Source organism: Methylobacterium crusticola (genome assembly GCF_003574465.1).
In the GTDB taxonomy this organism is placed as follows: Bacteria; Pseudomonadota; Alphaproteobacteria; order Rhizobiales; family Beijerinckiaceae; genus Methylobacterium; species Methylobacterium crusticola.
In genome coordinates this window covers 33,195-54,122 of sequence record NZ_QOWC01000025.1, presented here as the reverse complement: position 1 = coordinate 54,122, position 20,928 = coordinate 33,195, and the positions used below count along the sequence as shown (strand labels likewise).

The 20,928-nt window shown below is 72.0% G+C and carries 17 protein-coding genes, 1 tRNA gene and 1 pseudogene; 10 read left to right on the top strand and 9 right to left on the bottom strand.

Going from position 1 to position 20,928, the window contains the following annotated elements; genetic code table 11:
• The 3 genes and pseudogenes from DT057_RS14205 to DT057_RS14195 form a co-directional block, all read right to left on the bottom strand.
• Nucleotides 1-231 (bottom strand): annotated as a pseudogene (locus DT057_RS14205) (hypothetical protein); the annotation flags it as partial.
• A 524-nt stretch (nucleotides 232-755) separates the two neighbouring features.
• Nucleotides 756-953, bottom strand: coding sequence for a hypothetical protein (locus tag DT057_RS14200; RefSeq protein ID WP_128562756.1), 198 nt, complete (start codon nucleotides 951-953; stop codon nucleotides 756-758).
• Between the two features lie 104 nt (nucleotides 954-1,057).
• Nucleotides 1,058-2,053, bottom strand: coding sequence for a right-handed parallel beta-helix repeat-containing protein (locus tag DT057_RS14195; protein WP_162501409.1), 996 nt, complete (start codon nucleotides 2,051-2,053; stop codon nucleotides 1,058-1,060).
• 305 nt (nucleotides 2,054-2,358) lie between these two features.
• Between DT057_RS14195 and DT057_RS14190 the strand changes: the two genes are divergently transcribed.
• A tRNA-Ser gene (locus tag DT057_RS14190) sits at nucleotides 2,359-2,448 on the top strand.
• A gap of 205 nt (nucleotides 2,449-2,653) precedes the next feature.
• Here DT057_RS14190 and DT057_RS14185 read toward each other — a convergent pair.
• The gene (locus DT057_RS14185) at nucleotides 2,654-2,983 is read right to left on the bottom strand and encodes a hypothetical protein (protein ID WP_128562754.1); all 330 of its coding nucleotides are present in this window, start codon (nucleotides 2,981-2,983) and stop codon (nucleotides 2,654-2,656) included.
• A 63-nt stretch (nucleotides 2,984-3,046) separates the two neighbouring features.
• On the opposite strand from DT057_RS14185, the gene DT057_RS14180 reads away from it, so the two are divergent.
• A complete protein-coding gene (locus tag DT057_RS14180; RefSeq protein ID WP_128562753.1) occupies nucleotides 3,047-3,451 on the top strand; it encodes a DUF6157 family protein in 405 nt (134 codons plus the stop codon).
• 578 nt (nucleotides 3,452-4,029) lie between these two features.
• A complete protein-coding gene (locus tag DT057_RS14175; RefSeq protein WP_128562752.1) occupies nucleotides 4,030-4,569 on the top strand; it encodes a hypothetical protein in 540 nt (179 codons plus the stop codon).
• 605 nt (nucleotides 4,570-5,174) lie between these two features.
• Here DT057_RS14175 and DT057_RS14170 read toward each other — a convergent pair.
• On the bottom strand, nucleotides 5,175-6,536 hold the full coding sequence (locus DT057_RS14170; protein WP_128562751.1) for a hypothetical protein: 1,362 nt from the start codon (nucleotides 6,534-6,536) through the stop codon (nucleotides 5,175-5,177).
• 433 nt (nucleotides 6,537-6,969) lie between these two features.
• On the opposite strand from DT057_RS14170, the gene DT057_RS14165 reads away from it, so the two are divergent.
• The 3 genes from DT057_RS14165 to DT057_RS14155 all read left to right on the top strand — a co-directional run bounded on the left by DT057_RS14165 (nucleotide 6,970) and on the right by DT057_RS14155 (nucleotide 10,027).
• Nucleotides 6,970-8,949 (top strand): PQQ-dependent sugar dehydrogenase, encoded by a 1,980-nt coding sequence (locus tag DT057_RS14165; protein ID WP_128562750.1) that lies wholly within the window; start codon nucleotides 6,970-6,972, stop codon nucleotides 8,947-8,949.
• The gene (locus tag DT057_RS14160) at nucleotides 8,946-9,614 is read left to right on the top strand and encodes a response regulator transcription factor (RefSeq protein ID WP_128562749.1); all 669 of its coding nucleotides are present in this window, start codon (nucleotides 8,946-8,948) and stop codon (nucleotides 9,612-9,614) included. Before DT057_RS14165 ends, DT057_RS14160 begins: the two co-directional genes overlap by 4 nt.
• 206 nt (nucleotides 9,615-9,820) lie before the next feature.
• Complete coding sequence (locus tag DT057_RS14155; RefSeq protein ID WP_128562748.1) at nucleotides 9,821-10,027, top strand: hypothetical protein; 207 nt, start codon at nucleotides 9,821-9,823, stop codon at nucleotides 10,025-10,027.
• Between the two features lie 159 nt (nucleotides 10,028-10,186).
• Here the strand turns inward: DT057_RS14155 and DT057_RS14150 are convergent, their stop codons facing one another.
• Complete coding sequence (locus DT057_RS14150) at nucleotides 10,187-10,921, bottom strand: hypothetical protein (protein WP_128562747.1); 735 nt, start codon at nucleotides 10,919-10,921, stop codon at nucleotides 10,187-10,189.
• Between the two features lie 273 nt (nucleotides 10,922-11,194).
• The gene (locus DT057_RS35485; RefSeq protein WP_162501408.1) at nucleotides 11,195-11,857 is read right to left on the bottom strand and encodes a GntR family transcriptional regulator; all 663 of its coding nucleotides are present in this window, start codon (nucleotides 11,855-11,857) and stop codon (nucleotides 11,195-11,197) included.
• Between the two features lie 186 nt (nucleotides 11,858-12,043).
• On the opposite strand from DT057_RS35485, the gene DT057_RS14140 reads away from it, so the two are divergent.
• The 4 genes from DT057_RS14140 to DT057_RS14125 all read left to right on the top strand — a co-directional run bounded on the left by DT057_RS14140 (nucleotide 12,044) and on the right by DT057_RS14125 (nucleotide 16,280).
• Nucleotides 12,044-13,150, top strand: coding sequence for an isocitrate/isopropylmalate dehydrogenase family protein (locus DT057_RS14140; RefSeq protein ID WP_128562745.1), 1,107 nt, complete (start codon nucleotides 12,044-12,046; stop codon nucleotides 13,148-13,150).
• A gap of 90 nt (nucleotides 13,151-13,240) precedes the next feature.
• Nucleotides 13,241-14,002, top strand: a complete 762-nt coding sequence (locus DT057_RS14135; RefSeq protein ID WP_128562744.1) for an HpcH/HpaI aldolase family protein — start codon at nucleotides 13,241-13,243, stop codon at nucleotides 14,000-14,002.
• A 96-nt stretch (nucleotides 14,003-14,098) separates the two neighbouring features.
• Nucleotides 14,099-15,115: a TRAP transporter substrate-binding protein gene (locus DT057_RS14130; protein WP_128562743.1), complete on the top strand. Its 1,017-nt coding sequence runs from the start codon at nucleotides 14,099-14,101 to the stop codon at nucleotides 15,113-15,115.
• Nucleotides 15,116-15,218: 103 nt separating this feature from the next.
• Nucleotides 15,219-16,280 carry an amidohydrolase family protein gene (locus DT057_RS14125; RefSeq protein ID WP_238312993.1) on the top strand — a complete coding sequence of 354 codons (1,062 nt, stop codon included), beginning with the start codon at nucleotides 15,219-15,221 and terminating at the stop codon, nucleotides 16,278-16,280.
• Between the two features lie 43 nt (nucleotides 16,281-16,323).
• Here the strand turns inward: DT057_RS14125 and DT057_RS14120 are convergent, their stop codons facing one another.
• Together DT057_RS14120 and DT057_RS14115 are read right to left on the bottom strand one after the other, a co-directional pair.
• Complete coding sequence (locus DT057_RS14120; RefSeq protein ID WP_128562741.1) at nucleotides 16,324-18,798, bottom strand: penicillin acylase family protein; 2,475 nt, start codon at nucleotides 18,796-18,798, stop codon at nucleotides 16,324-16,326.
• Nucleotides 18,799-18,956: 158 nt separating this feature from the next.
• A complete protein-coding gene (locus DT057_RS14115; RefSeq protein WP_128562740.1) occupies nucleotides 18,957-20,825 on the bottom strand; it encodes a mechanosensitive ion channel family protein in 1,869 nt (622 codons plus the stop codon).
• Nucleotides 20,826-20,928: the final 103 nt, after the last annotated feature.

The window sequence follows — 20,928 nt, the reverse complement described above, 5'->3', positions numbered from 1 at the left end:
CCCGGCGCGGTCCCAGGCGTCGATCGACGCGAACGTGATGATCTCGTGGTCCGGAATGGCCTCGGCCAGGCACCGGCTGAAGCACTCGCGCACGAGCTGGCGAGGATCGACAAGAATGATGGCCGGAGCGCGCCGGACCGTCGCTTCGATGGCCTTCAAGTGTCCGCCGCTTCCTTCGATGGCAATCTCTCGACTGCCGGGGATATCCCGGGAAGGAGGCGACTTCTCCATGGCGAAACGCTCCCGGCGTCAGCGCGACTGTGTGCTTTCGTTCTTGATTGCCACCTTATTGGCGGACGGCGTCCGGGTCCTTAATATATATTAAGTGCGACCTGTACGGGATGGAATTTCGCGAACGAGGCGAGCGCGATGTCCTGATTGCAACTGAAAGTTGTTCATCCGACCCGGCAAAGGCAGGCCCGACCCGTCTCGCGGCGGGCGATCGGGGCCGGGCGCGCCCGGCCGGGGCTGCCCTGCGGCCGAGCCAGGTCCCTGCCGCCGCGCGCGGGATGGCCGGGCGGCGCCCGCGGTGATCGACCCGCGCGGGCGAGGCGCGCCGCCCGGACGGCACGGCGGCCTGCGCCCTTAGGGGCCGGCCGACGTCGCCGTCCGCTCGCGCTAGAGCATTTTCCGGCGAAGTGGACACCGGTTCGCCGCAGAACATGCGGCAGAGTCAAAAACCTGGAGCAGCGGCCGATTGCAGCGTGATCGGATGCTGCTCTAAGGATCGTCCGGATGACGCACTCCGACCCGGCTCACACGCGAAATACGCTCCTGATGACGGCTTCGACCTCGGCGGCGTTCGGCAGGGATACGACGTCCTGGATGGCGGAATGTCCGATGGCGCTGACGTCCTGATCGTCGAGCAGGCCCTTCTGGGCGAGCACTCTCAGCATGGTGACCTGCAGGGACAAGGCCGCGACGGCAATGTCTCGGATGTCGTGTTCTGGCATCGGTGTCTCCCGTTCACGGGGAACAACGTCCGGCTGCTGACTTCTATTCCCGGCGCGTCGCCCTCCGGCCGGCGGACCGGGCGCCCGCCGCACCGGCCGTGCGCTCACTCCCGGAGGCGCCGGAGCGGCGCGACGGTGTTGGGCGCCACGACGTTGCCGGTTCCGCCGTCGCTGTTGTCGATGCTGCTGCCGAACGGGTACCCGGCATCCTCCCCGCACGAGAGGCGCCAGCCGTTCCGGGAATTGACCACGATCGGCTCGGCCTGGAACAGGCCGCTGACCCGGAAGGTGTTGCCGGTGACCACGTTGTCGGACGGCGTCTGGTGGCGCACCGTCCCGCCCTCCCCGCAATTGCGGTAGAGGCGCACGCCGCCCCGGCCGTCGAGCGTGAAGCGGTTGCCGGTGATGCGGTTGCGCGCCGAGCCGTCGACCGCGATCGCCTCGCGCCCCGTCTGCGTCGTGACGTCGTTGTTCTCGATGCGGTTCTCCGCGCTCTCGGCGTCCAGGTACAGCGCCGTGGCGACCGAGGTGCCGGCCAGGCGCGAGTCCCGCAGGATCACCCGCGTGACGCCGGGCCCGAGGTAGAGCGGGATCGGTCCGGAGGCCGTGATCGTCGTGCCGGTGATCGTCACGCCCGTCGGCGCGGCGGCCTGGGCCCGCTCCGTATGGCCCAGGCTGCGGGAGGAGGCGCGGACCGGCGGCGCCTGCCCGTTCACGCCCATGCCCCAGATCCGGACGTGGCCGAACACCGCGCAGTCGCGGATCCGGATGTCGGCGGGACGGTCCCAGGGCTCGCCCGGCCCGGAGGGCGGCCGGGAGCGGATCGCGAGCGTGACCGCGTCGAGGCGCGCCGGCGCGTCCGGCCGCCCGATCGCGGCGCCGTCGCAGTCGATCGCGACGCCGGACGCCGCCGACCCCTCCAGCACGATGCGCTTGAGCACCTGATCGCCCCGCTCGAGGCGCAGGCTGCAGGTGAGTGCGACGCTGTCCTCGTCCGCGGTCGGCGGCGCGAGCAGCCGCGCCCGCACCGTCGCGTCGCAGGGCGCGGCGGCGGTCCGGACGAGGGCCGGCGGATCGGGCGGCATCGCGAGCGCGGGCATCGCGCCGGCTTCGCAGCCGAGCCCGGCATTTTCGGGGCGCGGCATCCGGGGGCGACCGGCCCCGCGCCGCACTTCGGTTCGCGCACGCCCCGCACCCGACGCCCGCGCCCGGCCCCCTCGCGCGACGGGCCCACGCCCGCCCGCGACCGCGGCGCGCTCCCACGGGTTCGGGCCGCCGCCGGTTGACGCCGCGCTCCGCGAGGCCATACAGAGGAACGCCCGACGAGGGCGCGCCGGAGCGGTCGCCGGACGGGTCCCCCGGGACCCCGCCGCCTCGGCGGAAAGCCGAACCCTGTCAGCGACTTGGAAGGGTGGCCGAGTGGTTTAAGGCAGCGGTCTTGAAAACCGCCGTGGGGGCGACTCCACCGTGGGTTCGAATCCCACCCCTTCCGCCAAGTTGATGTTTTCTGCTGTGTATCGTCAGTGGTTCAGCCATCTGGTGCGGCTCCCGATTCACGCGTGTGCCCCCAGCAAAACGACGCCGTCTCCCCGATCCCGAACCGGAGAACGTCGGCCTTGAGGGCGGCTGGCATCACGATCGTGCGTCTGTCCGCCCGGTCGTCGCCGTCCCCGTCGCCGTCCTCGTCCCCCGTGTACTGCTCAAGCACGTCCAGCTTGCGGGGCGCTTGGCTGGCGCGCACCGCGGGCGTCGTTGTGAATCAAGCGCGCCTGTTCGTGCTCGCGTGGCCCGTGCCGGCGAGCGTCGTCGTCCGCGAACTCCGCATTGATCCGGTTTGCGTGCCTGGTCAGCCCCTCGGCGCACAGGGCGTCCTGCCGCGGACGCTCCGCGGCCTCGCGGTCCCGCTCTTCGGCTCGGATCGCCTCAAGCTCGGGGTCGGCCGCGGGTGTCGGCTCCTCGACGAGGCTGCGGAGGGCTTGGACGCCCCACGTCAGCGAGGCGGTGGCGGTTTCGTGCCGCACCGTTGCCACCGCGTCATCGCGGCCTGAAGGCGCTCCCGCTAACCTCGGCGGGGCCGCAGGGGAGCGCGAGCCGTGCAGACCATCCGGAACTGCTTCGTGACAATCGCCGCCGATTGTCCGGCGAAGGTCGGCACGGTGCCGGGCGAGCGGGGCGGCGCGCCGAGCGTGCCCGCGATCCAGCACGCACTTCTCACGGCCGAGCCATACCGCTACGACCATGAGGGCCTGATCTGGGAGGTGCACCGGCGGCACAAGGGAGTCGCCGGGGAGGGACTCGAAGCGGCCGCGGCACGCCGCGCGCTGCTGAGCCGATCCCACCCCTGCATGCGGGCCTCAGCGCTCCCAAAGCGATACGGCTGGGGCGTGCACTACGACGACGCTGGTCGGATCGCGATATACGGCGCGGAGACCGAACGGTACCGCGAACTGGCCGCGGGTCCTGCCGTCGTGCCGGCCATGAGGAGCAGGCGAGGCTGACACGACCACTCCGCGCCCGGCAAGGCGGCGGGGGGCCTGCCGTGCCCCTGTCGCGCTCCCGTGGCGCGCGTGCCGGGGGCACCAGCGTCCCGCGGCGGGATGCGGCGCGCTGCTCGCGGTCGCGGGGCTCAGCCCCGTTGCTCCAGCACCAGCCCGACGAACGATGAGGTCGCCGCGTGGACCGCGCTACCCTCTCCGCCCCGCCTGCCTCGGCCGCGAAGACGGGCTTGGACCGGTCCCTGGTCGCGAGCGCGACATCGCCCGCGGACAGCCGCTCGCGGCACCCGCCCCCGACACGATGCGGGCGCTGCTGCCGTTGAGGAAAACCGCGCCCTCGTTGCTCTGACGGTTCTCGGCGCACGCGACACCGCGCCGGTCGGATCGGGACGCTGAGGCGCTCCGGATCCAGAGCCGGTCGCCGCAGCCCTCCCGCATGAGCCGGGATTGTTGGCTTGCAGACAAGATCACGTTGAAAATCAGCGCGCCGACCAGTTCGGTGTGCCAGCGCACATCCGAAAATTAGCCACCACAGTGAAATCGCCTTGCTACCAACTCGGATTTGCGATGGAGGTGCGAAAATGATAAAACTTGAACGTCCCAGCATGGCAATTAATGATCCGCGCTGCGATACGAAATATCAGGCTTGGAATACTTGGTATATACAGGCAACTGAGACAAGAGAACACATTCTGGAGTGGACGCGCAAGGTTGCCGTCGATGCTCCTGGTGGCAAGTTGAAAAACCTCATCATCCACTGTCACGGCTCGCCGGGAAGGATGATGCTCGGTCAAGGCTTTGATCGAAGCAATGTGGGCATGTTCACGAAATTCAATGAAGGCGGCACTCCCGTCGTTGAGAAGATTTGGCTGCACGTGTGCGAAATTGCGAAAATTGGCACCGCCGGTGGTGCCAGCGATGGTAACTTATTCTGCTCGGCGCTCGCAAAATCGGCGAACTGCTATGTCGTTGCAAGCAATCTTGTCCAATCACACAAAGGCAGCCACACCTATCCCCCCGATCAAATCGACTCTTTTGAAGGTTTGGTTATGAGTTACGGCCCGGAGGGCAACGTAACGTGGTCGAGCAGGTATGGAGACTGGAATTCAAATAAGGAATAAGCATAATAATTTTCGGTTGTCTTCTGACATTGGCAGGTCGGGCGTGCGCTTCTCGTTTATCGGCGCGCCCATTCCGTTCTGGGAGCGCCTGCATTCTACCAAGGAAAGCGGGCGAGGCACGATGCCCGTGAGAGGGCCCGCCGCGGCGGCGGCGGGCCCGTACAGATCGGTAGCAGGGTCCGGCACGCCCGGTGCCGTTCGCCCGGTTCAGGTCACCCCGCCCGATCGCTCCTTGCGCATTCCTCAAACCCCTCTCGTTCGCCCGCCCGCGTGCGTTCGCCGTCTGCATGGCCGTGGCCGGGGGGCCGGCCATCGCGGCCCTGCCCTCACGGATGAGACGGACAGGTGTGGGTTGTCTTCCAGGTTGCTGCGGATGCCCTGTTGCTGAGGATGCCATGCGCGGCAAGGGACAGGGAGTGGCCGCCGTCGTTCTTCACGCAGATGATCTGCGTGTACCAGTGCGGGCTTCGTGTATCGCCATTGTGCTCTACGGGTAGAAGCTTGAACGCCTCCCACGCCTTGCGTCGGAGTTCGTGCGATCCAGCGGGCGAGCCTGTCCTGCGTCGCCGCGTCGGACTTCGTCGCGGCTGGATCGGCAGGACGGGCTACCAACTCGCCAGCGCCGCCCGCTTCCAGGTGTTGGCTGTGACGCAAACGTAGACGAACTCCGCGTCGTAGCTGATCTGCCCCTTGGCGCAGGGGGTCGCGGCCGTCGCGGGGACGAGCGGGGTGGTCACGTAGAGGTTTCCGTTGACCGTCGCGCCGCTCATTGTCACGGCGCCCGCCGGGCTCACGTTCCACCCTGTGCCGACGATCTGCGCCCCGGAGTAGATGCCGTTGAGCGCGATCCCATTCGACGACGTCGAATGCTCCACGACCCCCGCGATCGCCTTTGCCCCTCGGATGACGAGGCCGGCCGGCGCCGTCGAGAGATCCTCGATGGCGGCGCTCGTGTAGGAGGCCGGCATGAATGCTCCGACGCCGATCGCGCGGGCGCCGCCAGTATCGATTTCGATGGCCGAGTTGGAGGCGAGTTGGGGGCTGCTGAGTATGATCCCAAAATATGATGCGAACCCGCTCTTGTTTGTGGTAGAGACCGCGACCCCGGCTGTAGATTTGTTGGTGCCAGCAGTAACTACGTACAAATTATTGCAATTCGCCACGCCGACAATGCAATCGCTGCCGCTGTCGTTCTGAAAATCAAACTCAGTGTTGACGTTGAAGGTTGGTGTGTGCCCCGGCCTCAGGTGAAAGTTGTTGGCCTGCGCCCACGAGTGTCCGCCGCCAGCGACGTTCTGAACCTCGTTGTAGAGGCCGACTTTGGCGTTGATCACGGCATCGTTGACCCAAGCCCAGCGCACCGCCCCGTCAACGATGTTGCTGCCCTTGCCGGTCGGGCCGGAACCCGAAGGCGCCGAAGTGCCAGCCTGCACGGCGCGGTAGACGCTGTTGCGGCCATCCTGCATCGACACGTTGTCGCCGGCCGCGTAGGCGGTACTGGGCGCCCAAGTCCGGGAGTAGCCGGTCTTGATGGTGGACAGGACCGCGAGTGTCTGCTCCTCCACCGCGCCGTCGACCTGCGTCTCGGCTGAGACCAGCAGCGAGGCGCGCTGATGGTCCGTTGAGGGAGCGTCGACGCACGACAGCGTCGGGCAGAAGGAGATGCGGTTGCCGCCGCCGAGCATCACGGCATTGGGCGGGTTGTGCCGCCCCGCCAGGCGCCCGGCGGCCGTCGTGTCCAGCCGCGAGAGGCCGGTGAGAGCGAGCCCGGTCGGGGTGAGCCGGAAGCCGGCGCCCGTCTCCTCGAGACAGCCGATCGGCACCATCGCGGCGCTCGCGCGGTCGCGCAGGGCGAGCTGGCGGCACGCACCGCTCGCCTGCAGCCCGATCTCCGGCGGCGCGAAGGTCTGGGCCGCGACGGGCGCCGTCAAGGCAGCGAGCAGGGTGATGGGCGCGGAGCGGATCACGGCAGGGGGTCCCTGAGAGCTGAGGGCGATGAGCGCAACGAGGCCGTCCTCGGATGGGCGTGAGGGGCGAGGGGAGCGGACCGTGCGAGGCGCGAGGCGGGGCGGACGACAACACCTATCCGCTGGAGCCGCGGTGTCGAGGATCCGTGATCAGGCCGCAGCTCGTGCGACGGGGTTCCCGTCCGTCCATCCTCGTCCCGGCTCGAAAGCATGCATCCGGGCGGACTACTTCAGGGGGCGGATCAGGGCAAGATCATCGATGCTCGTCTCAAACCTTACGACCTTGGAGGATGGTCTGCCGCAGCGCTGGCACCCGAATGGTGTGGCCGAGATCGAAAATCGGGCTGCCAACACATGCACCCGCGCAAGATGATCTGCGTCAGGCGGCAGCCGGCATGCGTACGTGCTGATGCGGTCGCCGCGGGGACGAGAGATGAGATCTGGAGTAAACACCGCGCCGCCCTGGCAACTGGTGGCGGCGTGGTACACCGCGGTGGCCGGCCTGCTGCTGATCCTGCCGCACTGGCAGCTCGGATTCCCCATCTGGCAGCTGCCCCGGTTGCAGTGGCTGCCCTTCGGCTGCCTCGCCGCGGCCTTCCTGGCGAGTGCCGGCATCACCACGCTGGTCCCCCCGGTGAGCCCGAGGCGCGGCCTCTGGCGGAACGCCGTGGCGATCACCGCCATCTTCAGCCTCGTCTTCCTGGGCTTCTACGTCACCCGGACGACCTACTCCCGGGCGATCACCCTGACGGTGTTCGCCGCCGCCGTCGCGCTCCTGCCGGCACCCTACCTCGTGCGAACCTCGCGCTCGCTGCGGGTCGCGGTGCGCGCCGCGCTCGTCGTCGCGGCCATCTCGACCCCCCTGGCACTCAGCTTCGCGCGCTACGTCACGCAGCACACCGCGGCCCTGATCAAGACCGAGTACTACAACCTCGACGTCGACATCTACGCGGGCGTCTTCCCCCGGTCCGTCATCCGCGGCGGGGCGCTGGCGCGGATCGGCGACCGCTACCTCCTCCTGACCGCCGACGGCGACCTCCACGCCTTCGCGTGGGATCCGGGAACGGAGCACCTGAAGGTCACGCCGCTCCCCTACCGGGTCCCGATCAACGGCGAGGCCTTCGCGGCGGCGGCCGGCCGGCCCTGGGCGGAGGCGGCGCCCGAGGACCAGCCCCGGGAGGAGCACAAGACGGCGGCGGGCCGCGAGCCCCTCAGCACCGACGCGTTCCGCACCTACAGCCTGCTGGTCCAGGAGATCGGGTCCGAGGCGCGGGTCCTGGTCTCGCACGCCTACTGGCACGCCGCCCGGGAATGCTGGGTCGAGCGGGTGTCGATGCTCCAGGCCGACCGCGCCGCCTTCCTGCGCGGCGCCGCCGCCGGCGGCTGGCGCACGCTCTACGAGACGGCGCCCTGCCTGCCGATCCGCGGCGCGCACAGCCGCCGCGGCCGCCCGTTCGTCGGCTACTTCGGCGGCGGCCGGATGGCGCTGCTCGACGCCGGGACGCTGCTCTTGACCGTCGGCGACTTCGGCTTCGACGGCGTGGCCTCGGACGTCGCGCAGGCCCAGGAGCCCGCGACGTCCTACGGCAAGACCCTCGCGATCAGCCTCGAGGACGGCCGCGCCACGCTCCACACGCTCGGCCACCGCAACCCGCAGGGGCTCTACGTCGATCACGCCGGAACCATCTGGTCGACGGAGCACGGCCCGCAGGGCGGCGACGAGCTCAACCGGCTGGTCGCGGGCACGAACTACGGCTGGCCCTACGCGACCGACGGCACGGATTACGGGTCGTTCTCCTGGCCCCTCAACAAGCCTCGCCCCGAGCCCGGGGAGTACCAGCCCCCGGTGTTCGCCTGGGTACCGTCCATCGGGGTCTCGAACGTGATCGGGGTCGAGCGCGGGCTGTTCCCGCAATGGCGCGGCGACCTGCTCATCGCCTCCCTCAAGGCGCAGACCCTGTTCCGGGCGCGCCTGCGGGACGGGCAGGTCGCGTATCTCGAGCCGATCGCGATCGGACGCGGGATCCGCGACCTCGTCGAGGGCCACGACGGCCGCATCATCCTGTGGACGACGGACGGCAGCCTGGTGTCGCTGCGCCCGAAGGAGGGCGCCACCGGGGAGGGGCTGTTCGCGGAGAAGTGCAGCGGCTGCCACCAGTCGGTCCGGGTGAGCGGGCCCCGGATCGGGCCGCCCCTCCGCGGCGTGGTGGGCCGGCCGGTCGCCTCCGTCAGGGATTACCCGGACTACTCGCCGGCCCTGCGCCAGCTCGGCGGGGTCTGGACCGAGGAGCGCCTCGACGCCTTCCTGCGGGCGCCGCGCGTGGCCTCCCCGGGAACCACGATGGAGTTCGCGGGCGCGGTCAGCGCCCAGGAGCGGGCGGCCGTCATCGGCTACCTCGGCACGCTCCGGTGACCCGGCGGCCTCGCCGCCCCGCGGCCGCCCGCCAGCCGGTGGTGGCGCTCATCGAGCCCCGCCGCCTGCTGCGCGAGTGCCTCGCGACCTGGCTGGCCGGGGCGTTCCCCGACCACCAGGTGGTCGCCCTTCCGTCGATCGAGGAGAGGGACGGCGTCGCCGCGGGTCTGCGCGACGGCGATCTGGTGGTGCTCTCCTGCGACCCCCGCGCCGCGCCGGATGGCGGGATGCGGGCCGCGCTGCGGGCGCGGGTCGCCCCCGGGGCGCGGCTGGTGCTGCTGGGCGACGGCGAGGATCCGGGCGAGGTCGTCGCGCACCTGAGCGAGGGCACGTGCGGCTACATCCCGACGAGCTTCAGCCTCAAGGTGGCGACCGAGGCGATGCGCCTCGTCCAGGCCGGCGGGATCTTCGTCCCTGCGGACTGCCTCCTGCGGCGGCGCGAGCCGGGCGAGCCGGGCGGGCCGACGGCCCCGGTCCCGCCGCCCCGCCCGTTCACCACCCGTCAGGCCGCCGTCCTCGAGCAGCTCAAGACGGGCAAGTCGAACAAGCGGATCGCCCTGGCGCTGGACATGAAGGAGAGCACCGTGAAGGTGCACGTGCGCAACATCATGCGCCGGGTCGGCGCGGCGAACCGGGTGGAGGCCGTGCTCCTCGCTCTGCGGTGAGCGACCGCCGCGGCGCCGGCGTGCCGCCCGGTCGCGGGCCCCCGCACATCGGATCGCCGCGGGGCACCGCCCGGTTCCCGTTCCCCCGGCGCTGAGCGCGCGGGCCGCCCGCCGCCGGCGGGAGGGCGCGCTGGCCTCGTGCCGCTGCATACGAGCCTCGCGACGGCCGTATGGCCGCGGGCGAGGCCGACCTCTATAGGAGCATCATGTCCGACAGCATCCCCCATCCCTACACCATCGAGGTTTCACCTCTCCCCAAGCCCGCCGGGCACTACCAGTGGGCCGTCCGCAGGAGCGGGCGGCTCGTCGAGCGGTCGGACCGGCCGCATCCGACCCAAGCCAAGGCCGAGGCCAGCGCGATCGCCGCCGTGGAGCGGGACATGCACTCCGTCGCGGGCGGCGGGCGGCGGTAGGGGCGCCCTGCCGGGCGATCTCCCGGCCGATCCGGATGCGATCGGCGGGCGAGGCGCCCGGCCGGTCCCCGCACATCCCGGCCGGCGCCCGCGGACCGGGCGCCGCGTCGGGGCGGGGCCGGCCCTGCATCGTTCGCGGCCGCCGCCGCGACGGCGTCGTCATGCGTCCCGTCGGACCATGAAGGCGGGCACCGTCATCTCCCGGAAAGGCTGCATCGGCTCCCCGATGCGGTCGTTCCAGCGGTGCGTGATCATCGTGTGCGCGGAGTTGCGCTGGAGCTGCGTCACCTGGATGAAGCAGCCCACGGTGCAGGGCTCGTCCGGCGTGCCTCTGCCGGAGAAGCGGGCGGCGGCGATCACCCGCTGAAGGTACTCGGCCGGGTTCCCCATGTCGAACTGCATCTGGCCGGTGAAGAGCTCGAGGCCGACCAGGGCGGCGGCCGCGTCCGTCGGGCTGGGGACGAGCACCAGGTTCGGCAATCGCGCGGCGCGGCCGTCGTCGCCCGGCATCGGGCGGCCCGCGGGCGCGCGGGTGCGGATCACGTAGAGCTCCATGCGCTGCCGGTCGTCGCTCCAGCCGGCGAGGAGGAGGCTGAGGCCGAGGCTCGGCTCATGGTGCGTCCGCGCGAGGTCGTCCTCGGCGGCCCGCGCGAGCGGCCCGCTCCCGGCGATCAGCGCGTCGAAGGACGCGATGTTCGCCAACTGCGCCCGCCGCTTGACGGCGGCAGCGGCGGCCCAGCCGGCCCCGCGGGCGGCCAGCACGCAGGACCATTCCGGACACAGCAGGACCTGGCTCGCGGCCTGCGTCAGCCTGAACGTGCGCGGCTCGCAAGCGGCGCCGTCGGACGCGATGAGGACGACCTCCGGCTCCACCAGGATTGCGATCGCGGTCATGCGGCCACCGGGGATTCAGAGGAACACCCCGTCACCATGCCCGCGCCCCGGCGAGAGCACCAGCCCGCCGCCCGGGAGCCCCGTGCGGAGCGCCTCCGGGGCCCGTGAGGACCGCCTTGTCGAACGCGGAACCGACGCGTGCCGGCCCGGCAGGGAAGCGGCGAGCCGGATGCGCCAGGGGACGGGCCGCCTCGCGCGGGGCGCCGGACGCCGCCGCGGCGATCGTGCCGGGCCGAGCCCGCGGGGGCGCCTTCGGGGCGCCCCCGAGCCCCCTCACAGGCTCGCGATCTGAAACCTGTCGACGACCCCGATCAACGCCTCCTCGCCGCGCAGGCGCTGGTGCTGATGTCGTTGCGCCGCCGCCTCGGCATCGCCCCCGAGCAGGACCGCGATCAGGCCCGAGTGACTGCGCGTCGAGGCGGCGCGGTACTCCGGCGTCTGCAGCCGGAGGGCGACCCGGTGGGCGCGCAGCACGAAGTCGCGCATCTGGCAGCCGACCTCGTGGAGCTTGCGATTGCCCGACAGCCGCATCAGCTCGCGGTGGAACGTCTCGTCGGCCTCGCCCCAGGCCCCGACGTCACCGGCCGCGATCGCGGCGTCCATGGCCGAGAGCGCGGCCCGCAGGCCGTCGAGCTCGCCCGACGACGGCCCTCTCCGCACGATCAGGGACACGGCCGTCACCTCCAGCCCGGAGATCACCTGGTACATCTCGCGCAGCGCCGCGCTCGACAGCGGCAGCACCCGGATGCCCTTGCCGCGGCCGATCTCGACGAAGCTCTCCGTCTGCAGGCGCAGCAGGGCCTCGCGGACCGGCGTGCGGGAGATGCCGAGCCGGCGGGCCGTCTCGGTCTCGTCGATCAGGTCGCCCGGCGGGATCGCTCCCCGCTGAATCAGGTCCTTGATGGCCGCGTAAGCTCGATCGGACGCCCGCGTCACCGCCCACCCCTCTGCCGCCCAGGCCCGCCGCGGGCCGGGGACATCCCGTCCCGCCTTTCTGCCGGATCGGCGGCTCCGGATTAGATATATCTGTTGATATATGTAATCGGCCGGGTTAAGTCCCTCCCTGGCGGGCGGCCGCGCTGCGGCGTCCGCGTCGCACGACGAAGGGCGGGAGCGCGATCCATGCGGGTCTACGAAATCGCGGTGGTCGACGGTGACGGGATCGGGCCCGAGGTGTGCCAGGCCGCCCTCAGCGTCGTGAAATCCCTCCCCGGCCTGGACGGCGCCTTCGCGTTCAAGGCCTACCTGGCGGGCGCGCAGGAGTACCGGCGCTCGGGCAGCGCCTATCCCGAGGAGAGCTTCCAGGGCTGCAGGAACGCCGACGCGATCCTGCACGGCGCGGCGGGCCTTCCGGGCGTGACCTATCCCGACGGCACGGAGACCGGCATCGAGTTCGGGTTGCAGACCCGCTTTCGGCTCGACCTCTACGCGAACGTGCGGCCGATCAAGCTCCGCCCGGGCGTCGCCTCGCGGCTGCGCGACCGCGTGCCGGGCGACATCGACTACGTCATCATCCGCGAGAACACCGAGGGCCTGTACGCGGCCCGCGGCAGCGGCGTCGTGCTGCGCGACGAGACGGCCGTGGACAGCCTGGTCGTGACCCGCAAGGGCGTCGAGCGCATCTCCCGCTTCGCCTTCGAACTGGCGCGCGCCCGCAACGGCGCGCCGCGCGACGGCAAGAAGCGCGTCACGCTCTGCGACAAGGCCAACGTCCTGCGCAGCTACGCCTTCTTCCGCAAGGTCTTCAACGAGGTAGCCGAGCAGTATCCCGACGTCGAGGCGGACTACGCCTACGCCGACGCCATGACCTGCCACCTCGTCGAGCGGCCGGAGTTCTACGACGTCATCGTCACCGAGAACATGTTCGGCGACATCATCTCCGACCTGGCGGCCGTGACCGTCGGCAGCATGGGGATGTCGCCCTCCGCCGAGCTCGGCGACCGCAACGGCTTCTTCCAGGCGGCGCACGGCTCGGCTCCGACCATCGCCGGCAGGAACGTCGCCAACCCGTACGGCACCATCCTGTCGGCCGCCGCGATGCTGCGCTGGCTCGGCGAGCGCCACCAGGACGGGCGCCTGGTGCGCTCGGCGGCCGCGGTCGAGGCCGCCGTCGACGCCTCGATGGCCGCGCCGGGCGGGCTCACGATGGATCTCGGCGGCCGGGCGACGACCCGCGACGTCACGCAGCGCGTGATCGACAACCTGTCGCGGGCATCGGCGGCGGCCTGAGGCGGAGCGCGCGGTCGAGGGACCGTCGCGATCCGGCCGCGCGGGCGTGCCGCCGCGCCCGACCCACCAAACCCGGAAGGCGAGGCTGCGATGCTTCCACCACTTCGTGCACGGCTCCGGGACGGGTCGCCGCTGACGGCCGTCTTCTCCATCATCCGCAGCGTCGAGGTGATCGAGATCATCGGCCTGGCCGGCTTCGACCTCGTGATCCTCGACATGGAGCACGGTCCCTACGGGATCGACGAGCTCGGGACCCTGATCCTCGCGGCGCGGGCGCGGGGCGTCCACCCGGTCGTGCGGGTGGCGCGCAACGAGGCCGCGCTGATCGGGTCGGTGCTGGATGCCGGCGCCGCCGGCATCCTGGTCCCGCAGGTGGCCGGTCCGGCCGAGGCGCGGGCCGCCGTGGCGGCGGCCCGGTTCGCCCCCGAGGGCACGCGCGGTGCCAACCCCTGGGTCCGGGCCGCCGATTTCGACGGCTCGTCCGATTGGTTCGCGCGCGCCAACGCCGAGGCCGCGGTGCTCGTCATGATCGAGGGCCGGGAGGGCGTCGAGAACGCGGGGGCCATCCTGGCGACGCCCGGGCTCGACGGCGCCTTCCTGGGGCCGGTCGACCTGTCCCACGCCCTCGGCGTGCCGGGCGAGATCGACCATCCGCTCGTGCACGAGCGGATGCGGCGGGTCCTGGCCGAGGCGCGCGGCCGGTCGCTGGCGGCCGCCGTGTTCGCGCCGACCGCGGAGGGGGCCCGCTCCTGGCTGTCGCGCGGCGCCTCGGTCGTCGCGGTCGGGGTGGAGACGAACCATCTGCTGCGAGCGCTCAGGGATCTCAACGCGGCCGCCCGCGCGGCGGCCTGAGCCCTCGCCCGCTCAACCGCGCACCGGGGCGACGCGGGACGCGCGGATCGCCGGACGCTGCGGACACAGAAGAATGCGAGATCGGGAGGAGAGCTCATGCACAGCACGTCGCTTCGCCGACGGTCGCTGCTGGGAGGCGCCGCGGGCGCCCTCGCCTGCACGATCATCACCCGGGCGGCGAGCGCGGCCGAGGTCGTGCTCAAGTTCGGCAACAACCAGCCGGCCAATTACCCGCTGAACCGGCGCATGCGGGAGGCGGGCGAGCGCATCCGCGAGCGGACGTCCGGGCGGGTCGAGCTGCAGGTCTTCCCGCAGGGGCAGCTCGGCACGGATACGGACATGCTGTCCCAGGTCCGCTCGGGCGCCGTCGAGCTCTACACCGCCTCCGGCCTGGTGCTCTCGACGCTCGTGCCGGTGACGGCCATCAACGCGGTCGGCTTCGCGTTCCCGGGCTACGACAAGGTCTGGGCGGCCATGGACGGCGACCTCGGCGCCCTGATCCGCTCACGGATCGAGAAGAGCGGGCTCGTCGTCTTCGACAGGATTTTCGACATCGGCTTCCGGCAGATCACCAGCGGGCAGAGCCCGATCCTGGCCCCGCGGGATCTCAAGGGCTTCAAGATCCGCATCCCTCCGAGCACGCTCGGCATCTCCATGTTCAAGGCCTTCGGAGCGTCGCCGACCGCCTTGAACTGGTCGGAGACCTACACGGCCCTGCAGACCCGGGTGGTGGACGGCCAGGAGAACCCGCTCTCGATCATCGATACGGGCAAGTTCTTCGAGGTGCAGAAGTGCTGCTCCCTGACGGGTCACATGTGGGACGGGTTCTGGCTGCTCGGGAACGGCCGCTTCTTCCGCACCCTGCCGAGGAACCTTCACGCCATCCTGGCCGAGGAGTTCGCCCGCGCCGCCGACGAGGACCGCGCCGACGTCGCCGCGCTCGAGACGTCGATGCAGGACGTTCTCAGGAGCAAGGGGATGCAGATCGCGCAGGTCGACCCGGCGGCGTTTCGCGACGCCCTGCGGGCGGCCGGGTTCTACAGGGAGTGGCGGGAGAAGTTCGGCGACGAGGCCTGGACCGCGCTCGAGAAATCGACCGGGGAACTGATCTGACGCGATCTCCCGGCGTCGATCCGCCCTCGGGAGCCGGATGGAGGTTGTTCATGGCGCCGGGCCGATCGTGACGGCACCCTCCGCACGCGAACCGGAGGCGATCGTGCCGACACGCTCCGAGTGGCTCGACCGGCACGTCGAGGCGGCGCTCCTGCCCGAGCTCCCGATCGTCGATCCCCACCATCATCTCTGGAGCCGGGGCGGCGCCCCCTACCTGCTGGACGCGTTCCTGGAGGACGCGGCCGCAGGGCACCGGGTCGACGCCACCGTCTACCTCGAGTGTCACGCCCATTACCACCGGGACGGTCCCGAGCACCTGAGGCCGGTCGGGGAGGTCGCGTTCGCGGCCGCGACCGGCGAGGCCTGCGCGGCACGCGGCGGTCCGAGGGTCTGCGCCGGGATCGTCGGCCACGCCGACCTGCGCCTCGGCGATCGCCTCCGGGAGGTGACCGACGCGATGCGCGAGGCGGGGCGCGGCCGCTTCCGCGGGCTTCGCCAGATCGCGGCGTGGCATCCCGATCCCGCCGTGAAGGGGACGGTGGCCAGCCCGCCGCCCCGCCTGCTGGAGGACGCGCGCTTCCGGCGCGGCCTGGCGGTGCTGGCCGCCGAGGGGCTGGGCTTCGAGACCTGGGTGCTGCACACGCAGCTGGCCGAATTGCTGGACGCCGCGCAGGCCGCTCCCGGACTGGGCATCGTGATGAACCATTCCGGCGGTGCGATCGGCATGGGTCCCTACGCCGGCCGTCGCGAGCAGGCCTTCGTGGAGTGGCGCCGCGGGATCGCCGCGCTCGCCCGTGCCGACAACGTCTTCGCCAAGATCGGCGGCTTCGGCATGCGCCTGTGGGGCTTCGGCTTCCACGACCGCCCGACCCCGCCCTCGTCGGAGGAGGTGGCGCGCGCCATCGCGCCCTACGTCGAGACGCTGATCGAGACCTTCGGTCCCGGGCGCTGCATGTTCGAGAGCAATTTTCCGGTCGACAAGGGCTCCTACAGCTACGTGGTGATCTGGAACGCGTTCAAGCGGCTGATCGCCTCGTACGCGCCTGCCGAGCAGCACGCCTTGCTGCGCGGCACGGCGGAGAGGTTCTATCGCCTGGCCGACGGCGACCGGCCCGCGGGGCGCCGCGCGACGCCGGGCGCGGCAGCAGCGCCCCGCGGTTCGTGAGGCCCCCCCGCGCGGCCCGCCATCCGGGGAGCGCCCGCGACGGTCACCGCGGCGTGAGGCGCAGGACCTCGCCTGCCGCCGCCTCGACGGCCGGACGCGTGTAAAGGAGCGGAACGTAGCGGCCCGTCGCCCAGAGCGGGGCGAGGTCGCGGTAGTGCCCGCTCAGCGGGTCGCCCGATTGGCCCGGCGCGTTGATCGCCCGGCTCGCGTCCCAGTTGCCGACGTCCAGGACCATCCGGAACGATGCGCCGGCGGTCAGCCGGTAGTCGCTCTTGCGATAGGACGCCGCGTGCGGAACGTTGCTCGCGCCCGACAGCACGAGGGGCCCCACGGTGAGCTGCGGCCGCATCTGCGCGTCCGCCAGCGGCGCGAGCGCATGATCGAACTGCGCCTTGTGCAGCCTGCCCCAGGCCCAGGTCGCCGGATCGGGCCCGAGGCGCTCCTGCACCTCGCTGACCGCGGCGCCCAGGCTCGCCAGGAGGGCGGCGTCGCGCGCGCCGGACGGATCGTCGCCCGCGAACCATCGCGCCGGCGCCTCGCTCGCGTCGATGACCGTGCCGAGCGCCACGTCGTTGCCGATGATCCCGGCCGCCTTCGGGGCGAGCGCCGCCACGAAGGCCGGCCCGAGGTGCCGGGCGATCCAGACCTCGTAGACCGCCGCGGCCGCGCTGTCGGCCGCGTCGCGGGCGTCCCAGGCCTTCATCAGCTCGAGGCCCCGCGCCTGCGCGGGATCGCTCGACGAGAGCGTCCGCAGGACCGCGACCAGCCGGCGCCCCTGCATCGCGGTGTCGTCGTTCTGCAACGCCATCGCGTCCGCGAGCGTCAGCTTCGCCTTGCGCGAGAGCACCTCCGCGATCCGTTGCCAGCGTGCCTGATCCGACCACTCGAAGCCGACCCGCCTCTGGTCGACGGGGTAGCCCGGCGGCAGGTTCATCTGGTTGGCGGTCGCAAGCCAGCCCGCCTCGGGCTTGTAGGCCCGCGGCAGGTCGTCGAGGCCGAGGAAGCCCTGCCACTCGTAGCGCCCGTCGCCGGGCACCGGCAGCAGCCCGTCGTAGGTCGTGCGCCGCGGCGTCTTCGCGCCGGGAACCCAGCCGATGTTGCCGCTCACGTCGGCGTACACCTGGTTCTCGGACGGGGCGCCCCAGCGGCGCATGGCGGCCAGGAAGCCGTCCCAGTTCTTCGCCGTCATGTAGTCGGACGAGCCGAAATAGGCCGAGGTGCCCGGCTCGAACCAGACCGAGCGGATCGCGAAGGCGCGGTGGTTGGCCTCGTCCACCGCGACGACGGGGCCGTGGCGGGTGAATGCCAGCACGAACGTGCGCGGCGCCTCGCCCTTCACGGCCTCGGGCTCGTGCACGACCCGCATGGCCTCCCAGCCGCCCTGCCACCGGTACTGGTTGGGGTCGTCCGGGTTCAGCTCGTAGACGTAGAGATCCTCCTGGTCGACGTTGAAGATGGTCAGCCCGAACGCGATCGTGCCGTTGTGGCCGATCGAGATCCCCGGCAGCGCCGGCTCGCCGGCACCGACCACGTCGAGACCGGGGGCGTGCAGCCCGACGATGTAGCGCAGCGAGGGCACGCTGTGCTCGCGGTGGGGATCGTTGGCGAGGATCGGGCGGCCCGTGGCGGTGCGCTCGGGCGCGACCACCCAGTTGTTCGAGCCGATCGCGTCGCGCGCCGCGTCGGCGCGCGCCAGGAAGGCGTCGGGGTCGTGCAGCACCGCCTGCTTCCTCGACGGTTCCGCGAAGGAGACCGGCCGCGTCGCAAGGTCGTAGAGCTTGAGCACATCCCTGGGCACCGCGCAGGGATCGAGGCCGTCCGGCACCTTCGGCGTCCAGTCGGGCTCGAGCTTGACGCGCAGGCGGTCGGCGTCGAGGCCGGCCGCACAGGCGACGAGGGCCCGCTTCACCTCCGAGGCGACGTTGCGGGTGAGCCCGTGGGAGCGGATGCGCACCACGTCCTCGGCCGACCACAGGTCGGGCATGGTCGAGGCGAGCTTGAACTCCATCGGCAGCGGCAGGCGCCCGGCCTGCACGTCGGCGACGTAGGCGTTGACGCCGGCCACGAAGGCCTCGGCGTAGCTGCGGGCCTTCGGGCCGTAGGCGGCCCACTCGGCATCCATGTCGCCGCGGTAGGTGAAGAGCCGGAGCGCACGGTCCTGCTCGACGTAGGCCGGGCCGAAATCCTTGGCGAGGCGCCCGAGGCCGCGCTTGCGCCAGAGGTCGATCTGCCAGAGGCGGTCGCGGGCGGCGTTGAAGCCCTGGAGCAGGAAGAGGTCGCGCTCGTCGGCGGCGTAGATGTGCGGGATGCCCCAGACGTCGACGATGATCTCGCCGGGGCCTGCCAGGCCGGGAACGCTGGCCTGGTCGATGCGCGCGGCGGAGGGCAGGCCCCGGCTCGCCCCGATGACCGGGGCGTCCGGCGGCGGGCGGCCCTCCTGCGCCGAGCCCGGCGGCGTCGCGCCAAGCAGGATCGCGATCCCGACCGCCGCGTGCGCGGCGCCACGCCCCCTCGCCATGCCGTCCTCCCGGTCCCGTTTCGGGCAAGGGTAGCCGAACCCGCGGGACGAGCAAGGCGCGGGCGGCGGGGCGGCCTTCGCGTCCCCGGCCGCCGGCGGGGGCCGGATCCGGCCGCGCGCCGCCTTCCGGCCGCCACGCCGCGGCGGCCGCCGCGCGCTCACCCGGTGCGCAGGCTTGAGCCGAGCGGGACGTCCGCGGCGGCCGCGCCCGCGAGGACGCGGCGCAGCAGCTCCGAGCGCACCCTGGCCTGGCTGCCGGGAACCGTGCGGATCAGCACCGCGAGCCGGACGGACGTCTCCGACAGGCCGGTTGCGCCCAGAAACCTCGGGGGCACCGTCAGCACGGCGCTCAGCGCCTCGTCGGCCTCGACGCCGGCGATCGCCGCCTGGATCAGGCCCGCGGCCGCCTCGTAGGCCACGCCGTGGGGCACGTAGACCGGCACCTCCAGCCCCGCCCAGTCCCGTGAGAAGTTGGTCACGGCCTTCAATTCGCCGAACGCGACCGTGTGCATGTGTCCGTTGTCGTCGCGCAGCCGGACGGAGCGCAACGAGAACGCCTCGACCTGACCTTGCAGGTTGCCGCTCTCGATGGTCTCGCCCACCCGGAAGGCATCGTCCAGCAGCAGGAAGAAGCCCGCGATGACGTCGCGCACCAGCGCCTGGGCGCCGAACCCGATCGTCAGGCCGACCACGCCCGCGCCCGCCAGGAGGGGGCCGATCTGCAGGCCGAAGGCGGAGGCGATGCTCAGGGCCGCCGTGACCGAGAGGGCGACGAGCACGACCGTGCGGATGGCGGGCAGGACCGTGGCGAGGCGGTCGGCGCGCGGATCGTCGCCCACGTGGGCGAGGCCCCGGTCGATGAGGCTGCGGATGACCTGCCAGACGAGGTCCGTCCCGAGCAGGATCAGCAGGGCGGACACGACCTCGGCGGTCACGGTCAGGCCCAGGCCCCCTTCCGCCCCGGGAAGGCCCTCGACGAGGAGCAGCAGGGCCGCGATCAGGGCGACGTTGCGGGCGGCCCGCGCGACGATGCGCTCCTCGCGCGTCAGCGCGCCGGTGCGGTTGGGTCCGAACGCGACCGTCCGGGCCGCGTCCCCCAGGGCCAGCGAGACGGCCGGCGCGAGGCCCAGCACCAGCACGGCCCAGGCGGCACTGGACAGGCCGGACTGCGCCAGCAGCCACGAGGAGGCCGGAACGAGCGCCAGGGCGACGGCGACCGGGCGGGGCGAGCGCCGCTCGGCCTCCCGCGACGATCGCACGACCGCGCCCACGACGACCGGCACCAGCAGCGCGGCGACGAGCAGCGTCAGGCTCGTCACCGCGTCGGTCGTCGCCGGCGCCGCGCCGCCCAGCCGCAGCAGGGCCGTCCACAGCAGCCCCGCCGCCACGGTCGCCGCCAGTACGGTGAGCCCGTGCTGGGCACGCCACGCCGCCTTCGTGGGCAGGGCCACGAGACGCAGCCGCGGGCCGCCGGGCGCGAACAGGAAGCGGCCGACGACGCGCGCACTGCGCACGGCCAGGATGGCCAGGAGCGTGTCGAGCGCCATGACGCCCGCCGCGCCCGGCGGCGCGGCGACGAGGTAGGCGAGGCAGGCACCGGCCGCGAAGCTCAGGACGAGGCTCTGGGCGAACAGGAGGCGCCGGGCCTGCGCCCGGAGCCTCTGCCGCGCGCTCTCCAGCGGGCTGTCGACGATCCGGTGCGTCCAGGGGGCGGACCAGCGCCAGAACAGCCGCTCGGACAGCCAGCCGCCGAGCCAGAGGAGGAGAAGGCGCGCGACCAGGCCGGCCGGCGTCGCTCCCTCGTCGGCGACGAGCACCGCCGCCGCCCTGGCGGTCGCCGCGGGGACGTCGGCCGCCGCCGCTGCCAGGTCGTCCGACCGGTCGCGGATCGTCCGCAGGCGCAGGTCGACGTCGCGGCTGAGCGCCAGGCCGCCGAAGCCGGGCGCCGGCGTCTGCGCGCGTGCCGCGGTCGGGAGCGTCGACAGGGCGGCGACCACCGCCAGGCACCCGATGAGCCGGAACCTCACCACGACCGGCTTGCCCGCATGGACTGCGACCCGCACAACGAGAACGACGCGACACCGCCGAGGTGTCGCACCCTCCTACACCACCGTGCGGATCGCGCCACCC

What these genes read in the sequence shown, in the direction of transcription:
- DT057_RS14200 (WP_128562756.1), bottom strand. Translation starts at nt 953, where the DNA reads ATGCCAGAACACGACATCCGAGACATTGCCGTCGCGGCCTTGTCCCTG.
- DT057_RS14175 (WP_128562752.1), top strand. Translation starts at nt 4,030, where the DNA reads ATGATAAAACTTGAACGTCCCAGCATGGCAATTAATGATCCGCGCTGC.
- DT057_RS14140 (WP_128562745.1), top strand. Translation starts at nt 12,044, where the DNA reads ATGCGGGTCTACGAAATCGCGGTGGTCGACGGTGACGGGATCGGGCCC.
- DT057_RS14165 (WP_128562750.1), top strand. Translation starts at nt 6,970, where the DNA reads ATGAGATCTGGAGTAAACACCGCGCCGCCCTGGCAACTGGTGGCGGCG.
- DT057_RS14130 (WP_128562743.1), top strand. Translation starts at nt 14,099, where the DNA reads ATGCACAGCACGTCGCTTCGCCGACGGTCGCTGCTGGGAGGCGCCGCG.
- DT057_RS14195 (WP_162501409.1), bottom strand. Translation starts at nt 2,053, where the DNA reads ATGCCCGCGCTCGCGATGCCGCCCGATCCGCCGGCCCTCGTCCGGACC.
- DT057_RS14150 (WP_128562747.1), bottom strand. Translation starts at nt 10,921, where the DNA reads ATGACCGCGATCGCAATCCTGGTGGAGCCGGAGGTCGTCCTCATCGCG.
- DT057_RS14135 (WP_128562744.1), top strand. Translation starts at nt 13,241, where the DNA reads ATGCTTCCACCACTTCGTGCACGGCTCCGGGACGGGTCGCCGCTGACG.
- DT057_RS14155 (WP_128562748.1), top strand. Translation starts at nt 9,821, where the DNA reads ATGTCCGACAGCATCCCCCATCCCTACACCATCGAGGTTTCACCTCTC.
- DT057_RS14120 (WP_128562741.1), bottom strand. Translation starts at nt 18,798, where the DNA reads ATGGCGAGGGGGCGTGGCGCCGCGCACGCGGCGGTCGGGATCGCGATC.